The 11141-nt window shown below is 64.6% G+C and carries 13 protein-coding genes; 2 read left to right on the forward strand and 11 right to left on the reverse strand.

The genetic code is table 11. The features are described 5' to 3' along the window. Window positions 1–3: 3 nt before the first annotated feature. The 10 genes from argB to EI28_RS05105 all read right to left on the reverse strand — a co-directional run bounded on the left by argB (window position 4) and on the right by EI28_RS05105 (window position 9055). Window positions 4–873, reverse strand: a complete 870-nt coding sequence (argB, locus tag EI28_RS05060; RefSeq protein ID WP_048113207.1) for an acetylglutamate kinase — start codon at window positions 871–873, stop codon at window positions 4–6. Then, window positions 870–2009, reverse strand: a complete 1140-nt coding sequence (argJ, locus tag EI28_RS05065) for a bifunctional glutamate N-acetyltransferase/amino-acid acetyltransferase ArgJ (protein ID WP_048113208.1) — start codon at window positions 2007–2009, stop codon at window positions 870–872. Before argJ ends, argB begins: the two co-directional genes overlap by 4 nt. After that, entirely contained in the window at window positions 2006–2488 is a 483-nt protein-coding gene (locus tag EI28_RS05070) for a CBS domain-containing protein (RefSeq protein WP_048113225.1), read from the reverse strand. Before EI28_RS05070 ends, argJ begins: the two co-directional genes overlap by 4 nt. A 10-nt stretch (window positions 2489–2498) precedes the next feature. Then, window positions 2499–3485 carry an N-acetyl-gamma-glutamyl-phosphate reductase gene (gene argC / locus EI28_RS05075; RefSeq protein WP_048113209.1) on the reverse strand — a complete coding sequence of 329 codons (987 nt, stop codon included), beginning with the start codon at window positions 3483–3485 and terminating at the stop codon, window positions 2499–2501. 26 nt (window positions 3486–3511) lie between these two features. Further along, complete coding sequence (locus EI28_RS05080) at window positions 3512–4417, reverse strand: ADP-ribosylglycohydrolase family protein (RefSeq protein ID WP_048113217.1); 906 nt, start codon at window positions 4415–4417, stop codon at window positions 3512–3514. 89 nt (window positions 4418–4506) lie between these two features. Beyond that, window positions 4507–5025: a hypothetical protein gene (locus EI28_RS05085; protein WP_155937257.1), complete on the reverse strand. Its 519-nt coding sequence runs from the start codon at window positions 5023–5025 to the stop codon at window positions 4507–4509. Between the two features lie 164 nt (window positions 5026–5189). Beyond that, window positions 5190–5498, reverse strand: a complete 309-nt coding sequence (locus tag EI28_RS05090) for a hypothetical protein (RefSeq protein ID WP_048113220.1) — start codon at window positions 5496–5498, stop codon at window positions 5190–5192. A 330-nt stretch (window positions 5499–5828) separates the two neighbouring features. Next, complete coding sequence (locus tag EI28_RS05095) at window positions 5829–6302, reverse strand: DUF4367 domain-containing protein (RefSeq protein WP_011843002.1); 474 nt, start codon at window positions 6300–6302, stop codon at window positions 5829–5831. A 154-nt stretch (window positions 6303–6456) separates the two neighbouring features. After that, on the reverse strand, window positions 6457–7953 hold the full coding sequence (locus EI28_RS05100) for a hypothetical protein (RefSeq protein WP_048113221.1): 1497 nt from the start codon (window positions 7951–7953) through the stop codon (window positions 6457–6459). Window positions 7954–8077: 124 nt separating this feature from the next. Next, on the reverse strand, window positions 8078–9055 hold the full coding sequence (locus EI28_RS05105) for a hypothetical protein (RefSeq protein ID WP_048113222.1): 978 nt from the start codon (window positions 9053–9055) through the stop codon (window positions 8078–8080). A 122-nt stretch (window positions 9056–9177) separates the two neighbouring features. Here EI28_RS05105 and EI28_RS14740 point away from each other — a divergent pair, with 122 nt between their 5' ends. Both EI28_RS14740 and EI28_RS13125 read left to right on the forward strand, forming a co-directional pair. After that, entirely contained in the window at window positions 9178–9333 is a 156-nt protein-coding gene (locus tag EI28_RS14740; RefSeq protein ID WP_231476596.1) for a hypothetical protein, read from the forward strand. A gap of 128 nt (window positions 9334–9461) precedes the next feature. Then, window positions 9462–9935: a winged helix-turn-helix domain-containing protein gene (locus tag EI28_RS13125; RefSeq protein ID WP_052291837.1), complete on the forward strand. Its 474-nt coding sequence runs from the start codon at window positions 9462–9464 to the stop codon at window positions 9933–9935. A 73-nt stretch (window positions 9936–10008) separates the two neighbouring features. Here EI28_RS13125 and EI28_RS05115 read toward each other — a convergent pair whose 3' ends face one another. Beyond that, window positions 10009–10863, reverse strand: a complete 855-nt coding sequence (locus tag EI28_RS05115; RefSeq protein WP_011842995.1) for a hypothetical protein — start codon at window positions 10861–10863, stop codon at window positions 10009–10011. Window positions 10864–11141: the final 278 nt, after the last annotated feature.

The raw sequence follows: 11141 nt of genomic DNA on the forward strand, positions 1-11141 counted from the left end.
GAGTTACAGGGTGAGCATCGTCCCGACGCCCTGGTCGGTGAAGAGCTCGAGGAGCAGGTTGTGCTCCCGGTTGCCGTTCACGACGTGGGCGCTCGCGACACCGTTCCTGACCGCTTTCATGCATCCTTCGAGTTTCGGGATCATCCCGCCGGCGATGACCCCCGCACCGATCATCGCCTCCGCTTCGGTGAGCGCGAGGCGGTGGTAGACCGTCGTCCGGTCGGCGTCCATCACCCCGTCGACGTCGGTGAGGTTGACCAGTTTGAACGCGCCCAGAGCAATCGCGATCTCGGCGGCCGCCGTGTCGGCGTTGATGTTCAGGCTCCGGCCCTGCCGGTCGATGGCGATCGGGGCCACCACCGGGATGTAGTTCTGGGCGAGGAGGCAGTGGAGCACCTCGGGATCGACCTCCTCGATCTCGCCGACCTGGCCGAGATCCACCTCCTGCATGACCTCGCCGACCTGCACCCGCTGGGGATCCATCTTCCGGGCGATGAGGAGGTTGCCGTCGTTGCCGGAGATCCCGACCGCACGGGTGCCGCAATTCGCGATGAGAGAGACTATGCCGTCGTTGATCTTGCCGACGAGAACCATCTGGGCGATCTCGAGCGTCTCGGGATCGGTGATCCGCAGCCCCCCGACGAATTTGGGCTCTTTGCCCATCGCCTGCATCTTCGCGGTGATCTCCGGGCCCCCGCCGTGGACCAGGACGACCTTCATCCCGACGTAGCGGAGAAGGACGGCGTCCCGGATCACCGTCTCGAGAATGCTCTGGTCGACCATCGCGTGGCCACCGAGCTTGATCACGATCGTTTTGCCGTAAAACTTCTGGATGTAGGGGAGTGCCTCCATCAGCACGTCTTCTCGTTTCATGTCGTGTACTTCCCGTTGATCTCTACGTACTTCTCGGTGAGGTCGCACCCCCACGCCGTCGCCTTTCCGTCGCCGGCAGCAAGGTCGAGGTCGAACGCGACGGTCGCACCGCGCATCGCGGCCTTCGCCGCTCCGAGATCGGCGACGATCTCGCCGCGGAGGACGAGCGGTATCTCCCCGACCCGGAGCGAGACCGCGTAGGGGTCGAACTCCACACCGGCCCGTCCCGCCGCCGCGACCACCCGGCCCCAGTTGGGGTCTTCGCCGTAGACGGCGGTCTTGACGAGCGGGGAGGCGACGACCGTCCGCGCCACGGCGGCGGCGGCGTCCTCGTCGGGAGCGCCGCGGACGGTGACCTCGAGGAGTTTCGTCGCTCCTTCGCCGTCGCGGGCGATCTGGACGGCAAGGTCGCGGCAGACAACCTCGACGGCCCTCGCGAGCTCGGCCCGGTCAACCCGGCCGGCGGCGCCGGTCGCGGTGCAGAGGGAGACGTCGTTCGTGCTCGTGTCGCCGTCGACAACCACCCGGTTGAACGACCGCCGGGTCGCCTGCTGGAGGATATCCCGGAGAACCGGGGCCTCGACCTCGGCATCGGTGTAGATGAACGCGAGCATCGTCCCCATGTTCGGGGCGATCATCCCGCTTCCCTTGGTGATCCCGCCGACGGAGAACGTCTCCGTCTCGAATAGGGCGTGTTTGGGGAAGGTGTCGGTCGTCATGATCGCCTTCGCCGCCGCATCCTCGGCGTCGGCACTCCGGGCGAGGAGTGGGGCCGCACGCCCGCACTGGTCCCGGATGAGGGGCAGGTCAAGGTAGCGCCCGATCACCCCGGTGCTCGCGACGCCGACCGACCCCGGTGCAAGGTTGAGCGCGCCGGCCGCGATCTCGCACATCTCCACCGCGTCGCGGTAGCCCCGCTCGCCGGTGTAGGCGTTCGCGCACCCGCTGTTGACGACGACGGCGTCAAGGGCACCCCTCTCTATCCGCTCCATCATCACCTCGACCGGGGCCGCCCGCACCTTATTCGACGTAAAGACCCCGGCCGCGGTCCCGCTCGCCCGGATCAGGGCAAGCCCGAATTTGCCTTCCCTGATCCCCGCGGCGGTGACGCCTTCGACCGCACAGATGCTCTTCACGATTTCTCCCCCGAAGACGCCCCGAGGCCGTGGACGATATCCGCCCGGGTGACGATCCCGACCAGTTTGTCGTCGCGGAGCACCGGGAGGCGTGCAATCCCCTCGCGGAGCATCAGGGAAGCTGCATCGGCAATATCCGAATCCTCGTCGATGGCGATGACCGGGCTGCTCATCACCCGCCGCACCTCCATGTTGCCGATATCGGTGAGCGCACGCTTCGTCCGCTCCCAGTTGATGAACTCCCTGACCGGGACCTCGATCACCTCGAGCGGCGAGGGGAGCCAGAGGTCGTCGGAGAGGTTGCCGGTATCGAGGAGCGAAAGGATATCGGTCTCGGTGACGATTCCCGCCACCCGGTCGCCGTCCATCACGGGAAGCCCGCCGATGTGGTACTTCCGGAGCAGTCCCGCCGCCTCGCTCACCGTTGAAGCGACCCGGACGGTCACGGGGTCCGGGGTCATAACGTCTCTTACCTTCATCTTCATCACCTCAGGGGAACATCCCGGCGGTGCGCAGACCGGTGTCTTCCGCAAACCCGCACATCAGGTTCATGTTCTGGATCGCCTGGCCGCTTGCGCCCTTGACCAGGTTGTCGATCGCCGAGACCGCGACGACCCGGTCGCCCTCGCTCTCGACGGCGACGTCGCAGAAGTTCGTCCCGCGGACGGCCGCGAGGGTCGGTTTCTGGTAGCGGACGAAGAACTCGTCGGCGTAGAACTTCTTATAGAGCGCCTCGACCTCGTCCTGCCCCATCGGCTCGTTGAGGAGGATATGGGCCGTCGTCAGGATGCCCCGGTTCACCGGGAGGAGGTGGGGCGTGAAGTAGCACCGGGCGGTTGAACCGAGCCGGGCGGCCTCCTGCTTCATCTCGGCGAGGTGGCGGTGGCTCGTCCACTTGTAGGCGCTGAAGTTGTCGCCGACGTTCGGGTAGTGGGTGGTCGCGGAGGGGGAGGTTCCCGCGCCCGAAACCCCGGTCTTTGAGTCGTAGATGATGGTGTGGGCGAATTTTGCGAGCGGCGCCGCCGCAAGCGTCGCCCCCGTCGGGAAGCAGCCCGGGTTCGCGACGAAGGAGGCGCCCGGGATCTCGTCGCGGTGCAGTTCGGGGAGGCCGTAGGGGGCCTCGAAGTAGGCCTCGTGGGTCACGCCGTAGATCTTTTCGTAGACGTCTTTTGGGAGACGGTAGTCGGCCGAGAGGTCGACGGTCCTGATCCCCCGCTCTGCAAGCGTTCCGGCAACCTTCATCGCCGCGGTGTGCGGGACGGCGAGGAAGGCGAAGTCGGCGTCGATATCGCCGGCTCCGGCGTTCCGGAAGACGAGATCGGTCAGACCCCGGAGATGGGGGTGCACCGAGGCGACGGGGGTGCCGTCCAGCTTCCGGGATGTCGCGGCGACGACGTCCGCGGACGGATGGTGCAGCAGGAGCCGCATCAACTCGCCCCCGGTGTATCCGGATGCACCGATAATCGCAATTTCCATAAGAAGAGAGTGTCTTTTATAGAATCTTAAGGCTTTGCGGTGTAGCGTTCGTAGAGCCGGGCGGCCATGGACTCGATCTCGTCCCGCCCCTCGAGTCCTTCGAGGAGATCCGGCGGGAGGGCGGATCTCCCGTAGACGGCGCCCGCGTAGGCTCCGCAGATGAGCGCAATGGTGTCGGTGTTCCCGCCGACGTGCGCCGCGGTGGTGAGGAGAACCGTGATGTCTTTGATCCTGCTGATCAGGAAGAAGGCGAGCGGAACGGTCTGGTAGACGGTGACGTCGTTTCCTATCACCGAGAGCGCGCTCTCGAGGCTGATCCCTTCGTTTGCCAGGCGGACGGCGTCGCGAATCTTGTTGCCGAGGGCGACGTCTTCGAGGCCGGCATGCTTTTCGGCGAGCTCGAGGGCGTCGGAGCGGCCGCGGACGGCGTGGTGGACGAGCATCGCGACGCTGACCGCTCCCGCATGCGCCGCCGGGTGGGTGTGGGTGACGCTACAGGCCTGGACCACCCGTTCGGTGACGTCGATGGGGTCGCCGTAGAGGAGGCCGAACGGGACGGCGATCCCGGTGCAGCCGGCGGTGTTGGAGGAGACACCCCCCGGTTTGCCGCTGGAAAGAAGGAGGTGGCGGCACGCGGCGTCCACGGCGCCGTCGGGGAACCGGAGTTCCTCGTTCATGTACATCCGGGCAAGGGCGGCAGCGTAGGCACTCTCCGAGTAGGCGTCGTCGGCGAGCATCCCGGCGACGAGGAGCATCATCTGGGTGTCGTCGGTGAACTGCCCGGGTTTCAGCCCGGCGTTCGGGTGCCCCCGCCAGGCACGGCGGTATCCCTCGTGGAGGCGCTGGAAGTCGGGCGGCGTGCTCTCCCGCGCCATGCCGAGCGCGTCCCCGATGGCGGCCCCGAGGAGGCAGCCCTTGAACTGATCGAGCATCTTAGGTAGTATCTCTCGTAAGGTTGCTCTTAAGGGTTGTTGTTCTGCGCGCGGGGGACGAGAGAGCATCGCTCCCGCATGGGCTCCGGTCAACGTCGCGGCACAGCGGTGACGTCGATCTGTTTCACCCGTCCGGGCAGTTGTCCTACCCGTTCAACGGATGATACCGTCCCGTTGGGTGTGTCGAGGATTATTCTGTAGTTCTCCCAGCCGGTGGTATTGACGGTGCTCTCCCGGCCGACCGTCTCGCCGCCGGCATCAGTAACGGCGGTGACCACTCTATAGGCATCGATACTCTCCCGCGCCGCAGGGCCGGAGTCCGACGCCGCCTGCCGGAGAGGGGGAAGACTGATGAATGCTACCGATTCTCCCGTCTCGTTGAACACGCCGCCCTTGAAGATGTAGCCTCCCTCGACCAGATCCCGGACCTCGCTGTCGTTTCGCAGTATCCGGGTCATCCGGTCATACCCGGAGACCCGGTCGATCCCGCCGTGTGCGGCTTCGTCATCACCGGCACAATCCGTACTCACCGGGGGGAAAGCGAAGAGGATTGCAGAGAGCACGGCGGCAAGCCCCAACAATACTCCCATTATCTTCTTTGAGTCCATCGGCCCTCCATGGTTGCTGCCGGAGGATTGGCGGGATCAAACATCCCATTCCCGGAATGCCCGGTTCTTTCGGGTACCCTGGAAATGGCCCCTCCCTTATCCATAGCCAGCTCCCAAAGTCGTTCAGGTGCCTGGAGGCAGGGGAGCGTACCTCCGAGCCACGCTCACGGTGCGTCCTTCCCGCGGGACCTCCGGATGAGGAAGTAGCCCACCGCGAGCACGAGCACGGCTCCCAGGCCGCACGCGAGGAGCACGGGGTTGTAGAAGATGCTGTACGCACTTTCGGAACCGTGATACGTCGTCGTATCTCCGGGCTCCGCCAGCACGGCCTCCCGGCCCTCCCCCGCATCGGCCGGCGGTTCTCCACCCGGAGATGCGCACGCTATACCGCTGCCGGCCAGGATGAAGAGCAGCAGGGCGATGCAGATCAGCCCTCCCCGGCCGGTACCGTTTATGAATTGCTTTTCTTTCATCGATCTTCACCTGCCGGTGCATCCCGGGATACGATCCCGGTATTCACGATGGAGACGTCAACGTTCCTCTACATATCTTTTCTGTGCCGCACGTCTACACGTCAGGTCATTCGGATCGACACTCCACTCAAAAACGGCCTTAACGCACCGGGAACCGGTGTTGCGCAGGATGGGGAGGTGCCCGAATGCCGGGCGACCGTCCAGCATTCCGGACATATGTCCGAAAAACCGGACGTTCGAGAAGACCATTGAGGTCCTGAGGGAACGCCTGACGGAGGCGCTGCGGGAAGAGGGGGTGAGAGAGCAGCCGGCTCATAGCCGTTCCGGCCATCACTCGACGATCGATGAGGCGACCTTCGTTATCTCGTCCACGGGGAGTTTTCCTGTCATGCAGAAAGCGGCATCGTTCCACTCCCACCGGAACAGCCAGAGAGAGCCCTCCGAACGGTCGTCGTTCTCGTAGACCAGATGGCCCTGGATGCCGTTACCCTGGACGATCCGCTCCTCATTCCCGGCGACCGTCGGGCCGGGGCACGGCGCGTCCGCGGCCGAAAGCCTCGTTACCCGGAGGTCGCCGGCGGTGCCGGTGTAGGTAAGCGTGACACTGCCGTCGGGGGAGCGGACGGCGCTCTCGAAGGCGTAGCCTTCGGGCAGGTAGGACGGTTCGGGGATATCGGGGCCGAAGACCTCGCGGGCCTCGGCAAGCGTGCCCGCGTGTTCCGGTACGGTCTCCTCGGTGCCGGTGCAGCCGGCAGCGGCAAGGAGGCAGCAGAGCAGGAGAAGGGCAGGGAGAATATTCTTCATGATGGTTCCTCGGGATATCCGGTGCGGAAGAGAGCCGCACTCCCCTGCGGGGGGCCGGCTCCGGCATCCACACCGGGAGACTTTCTCCCCGGCCCTTATACCTTTTCTGTGCCGGGAAGCTACTTGTCCAGCCCCGGCAACCAGGACGGCAAGGTTAATCCAGACTGTAAAGACACCTGAAAACCTCCCCCGTCTCAGCATCCACCCACACCGCAGCAGGGAACGTCACCCCTCGCGACCGATAGTAATCGTCGGTAAACCGGACGTGCCATGCCAGACGAATGTCGTGAGGCTCCTGGAGACCCGCAGGGTAGTTCAGGTCCACCCACTGCTTCTCCGAAGAGAGTATCTGGACCCCTCCGGCACCGTTTTCAGTCATAACGTCCGCTACAATTGCGCCTGCTTCGGATTCCGATATCTTCGCCCCTGCATCGGTCGGCACCTGACCTTCCGGCATCGTCCATGACTTGTAGTAACTCATGACACATCCGGTTGCGGGATGAACGGTGACGGTTATGCCGTCCGAGAGACAGCGCACCCCGCCGATAATCCGGGAGTAGCGTATGAGGTACTCTCCGGGGAGCCCCTCCGCATGAGGAACTACGTACCGGGCCGTTACCAGTGCCAGATCCTGACCGTTATCCCGTTCTTCGATGTAATCGGAAGCAATCTGCTTTGCTCGCTCTAACGAGATCCGCCCCGGATCGGGGTCACTTTCTCCGGTTCGGCCGAATGCGGGATCCAACTCGTCCGGTTTCCCGCCCCGGCACGACCCGAACGCCACGGCATCCATCAGGCTCTTTACGAGGGTTGCAACCCGGGCCCCGGTAACTTCCGGAGAACCCCCGGTCCCGGACGGCGTCACGCAGACGTCGGTAGCCAGGGGCCAGAATTTCGGGATGACGTCCCGTTCGTCGTAAATGATGTGCACGACCTTCTGCTCCCCGCCGACCTCGACCGTCCCTGCCTGGCCGATGACGAGCGACGTCGAGCCGCACCGGACCGTCCCGAGGATCACGTCGCTGCCAACGGTGAACGCGGCCAAACTCCCGGGCTCGCCGGCGACGGTTCCCTCAAAACGCCATGTAGAAGGAAGGGCGACTTCAAACGTGCCCGACTCGTTCTTGACGAAGGCCCGGGTGCCTTCCGCAACGGGGCCCGGCACCGGTTCGAGGTCGAGCACGAACTCCCCGCCGGGGAGGCGGAGCGTCACCGGACCCCCCGAACCCGCGTCGGCGACGAACGCCGCCGGGTCGGCGGTCACGAGGTCGTACTTCCGGAGGGGCGGAAGGCTTGTGAGGTTCGCCCCGCCGGCCGTCGGGACCGGACTGAAGTACGCAGGATCGGTCACGACCACGTCAACCGTAGGGCCGGACGGCAGCCCCGGCGCCACCACGTATCCGGCGTCGGGGAACGTCACGTTCTCATCGAGCAGGATCAGGCCGGGGTGCTGCCGCGCGATCTCCTCAGTGATCGGAACCCTCTGCGGGGTTTCAATGACCGGATTGTACATCGACATATCCCGGGGCCCGGCCCACTCGTCGAAGGTATCGAGCCAGTTCGTGGTTCCCCCGGTGGAGGGCGCCGGAGCCGCGGCGGAACTCGCCGGGAGGATGAGCGCCAATATCAGGAGTACTTTGATTCCCTGCATACCCGGTCACCTCATTGGTTGAGAGGGATCTCGGCATTCTTCTATAAACGATTTCTGTGGCGCGCGTCTACACGTCGGACCTGCCGGATTGGTTCCACGTCAGAAATCGGTACCCTCACCCGCATCAGTACTTCATGTACATCCCAAGCACCGCCGATCCGCCATCGGCCGTCGGGATGAGGGCCACGACCCTGCTGTACTCGTCCAGCCGCTGCGTCGACGTCCATGACGCGGCTCCGTCCTCATCGAACCTCTCCACCCGGAGTTGAGCACCGCCGTAGTCGTTCTCGGCGAGGGCCGCCGAGAGGTACCCGCCGTCAGGAGTCCAGGTTACGGGAGCCGAGGCGTTTATCGCGTTCTGCCGGAGGATGCTCCCGTCCTCGCCGAGCGAGACCTCCAGAACTCCCGCCGGTTCCGCACCCGTGAACCCGGCAAGCAGGCTGTAGCCGCCGGCCGGGTCCTGCCGGGCCGCCGAGAGGAGGTACCGCTCTCCAGGATCGCACCGGAGCGTCGTGTTCCAGACCGGTGCACCCCGGTCGTCGAACTTCGCCGCTATGACGGTTCCGGGCGCCCCTGCTGCTTCCCCGGCGACGAGGCATCCTCCCGCCGGGTCCGGGACGATAATCGGGATCGAACCCGGACTCACGCCTCCGGCCGGCTCCTGCCAGGCGACGCTGCCGTTAGCGTCGATCCTCGCAACCTGGTCGTCACCAGCCGCGATCCAGCCTCCGGCACCCGAGGGTGCGATCGCCCAGTAATCCCCCTCCGCGGCAAGGTCCGTGCGGTGCCGCTCGCTCCCATCTGCGTCCGTCTGGATGACGAGGCCGCGGGAGGCCGCGACGGCGAACCCTCCTGTACCGGCAGGTGCGATCCCCGTCCCACGACAGTCGTCCGGCGTCGGGTAGGTCGTATCCCATGCCACCGCCCCTTCCCGGTCGAGGAGGATGACCCGCGGTGTCGGGTGGAGCTCGCCCACATCCGAGACCGACCCGGCAATCGCGTAGCCGCCGGGGACCTCGACGATGGAGAACGCTTCGTCGAACTTCCCGCTGTCGATGACGGTGAACCACTCCCGGTCCCCGGCATCGTCCAGTTTCAGCACCCAGACATCTCCCTCCAGCGTGCGGTGGCCCGGAGGAACTCCTCTACCTGACGATCGGTCTTGCCGCCCCGTATACCCTCACGACCCCGAACGGCACGCCGATCATCTTCGATCTCCGGGAGATGAGCAGCGTCGCCTCGGGCCCCACCCTCACCGGCGGGGACGCGATCGATCCCGATTACAACAGGGCCCGCCTTCCCCGGGCGTCGGCGACGTTCGTCGTAGCGGGGAAAGATGCACCTGAACCTGTTCTGCCGCCGACCCTCCGGGCAGTGTGACGGGATTCGCCGAATACCCTCTTTTTCGGCCTTACCGGAACCCTCCGGGTTCCGGAATGCTTCTCTCTCCTGGCGGAAGAATACCTGATCGTTTCGGGCCAGGCCCGCTGACGGAGAGATTTCAAGGTATGGAAGAAATTGCGCTCGATCGGGACGACATCACCGCTCTCTCCTCCGACGTCCGGGTCATGATCCTCAAAGCGCTCGATTCCCGGCCGATGACGGTCAGCGAGCTCGCCGATCGACTCGGTCTTGCAAAGTCGACCGTCCACCAGCACCTTGCCGTTCTCGCCAGCGCGGATCTCGTGGCCCACGCGAGCGCCCGGAAATGGCGGGACTACACCCTGACGGAGAAGGGGCGGCGGATCCTTCATCCCGGGAGGGATCACCGGATCACCATCATCCTCGGCACGTCCCTGGTTGCCGTGACGGCCGGAGCGCTCTGCGTGACATCATTTCTCCGCGGTTTCGCCGTCCAGGGAGGAAGCGTCGTCCGGGAACCCCTCCTCCTCTACGCGGGTGAGGCGCTCCTCGGCGTGACGGTCGTGCTCTGGTACCTTGCGATGCGGTGCCGGCGGAGAACCACCCCTATACCGGCGTAGTTTCTCTCTCAGTCGCATAAACGCCTGCTCCTGGGGCGTGGGACCGGAATCCCCTGCCTCACCCCGGTGCCGCCTAACTTTCGATGAAGTCGATCAGATAGTAACTCCCACAATACTCCACGATCTTCCCCCGGTAACTCTTTGCGATACGTCCCGCCTCGTCTTCGGATAGCGGCACCTCCAGGCCGCCGCTATGGAGGGTCTCGTTCACTGTGGGGAGTTCGGCGAAATCGGCATCAGTGAGCCGGGCGATATCGTACCCGGCGCTCCGGAAGTCGGCCTCGGTCCAGTTTGCAGGAAGATCGAACCCGTAATATTCCGCCCTCCCGTTGCTGATATTGTGCAATATGAGGTAGTAGCCACTCAGCATTGCGGGCGGCCCTTCCGGGACGACGTCGGCGGAAGAGTAGACGTAGTGGAGAACTCTCTCTGGAGATACGGTGTCGTGCTGTTTCGTGCTCTCCACGTAATATTCGACACCACCGATCCTGAACAGGGCGAGAAAAACGCTGTCGCTGACGGTCAGAAGCGCCGCGCCCCCCCTGTCAAGCGTGCCGGAGAAGGAGTGCCTCCCCGCACTGCGGGATTCGGGGTCGTGCAACGACTCCTGCAGGTCCGCCGTGTAGGGCAGCCCGGCGATGTACACGATCAGCGGTTCGCCGCTGAGTAGGCGGTCCCGGATTGCCTGCGTATCGTAGACCACAAGGTCGTAGCGCCGGACTGACGACGGGATCCCGAGATCGCCGGGATCCCGGGTCGAGGCGTCTCTTTTCTCCGTGAAAGAGTCGATATGGACCAGGACCCGCTCCTGCGGGGTTGTGGTATCGGCGACCTCCGTGCCGGGTCCGAAAACCGCAAAACCTGCCGCCAGCACCGTAGCCACGGCAACCAGAAGCAGAGCCGGGAGCAGGGGATTTTTCTGGATCATTTCAGCACACCACATGCGATCTGTTCTGAGGGGTGAGGGGCAAGCCCGCTCCACCCCTTCCGGGAACTATTGCCGGCACCTGTACTCACCACCAGCAGGGGAAGTTGATCCCCGACCTTAACAATAGGATGCGACAACACCCTTCGTTTCAGTAATTCTCCGCGAGTTATCATGGTTGGCATCGCCATAAAAGCCATCGGTTGCCGAAAATTGCAGCCAGGCCGTTTTCATGAAACACCCCCACATAACGGTCTGATAGTACCTGTTATGTTCGTAAA

The sequence above is a fragment of the Methanoculleus sp. MH98A genome (assembly GCF_000691865.1).
Taxonomy (GTDB): Archaea; Halobacteriota; Methanomicrobia; order Methanomicrobiales; family Methanoculleaceae; genus Methanoculleus.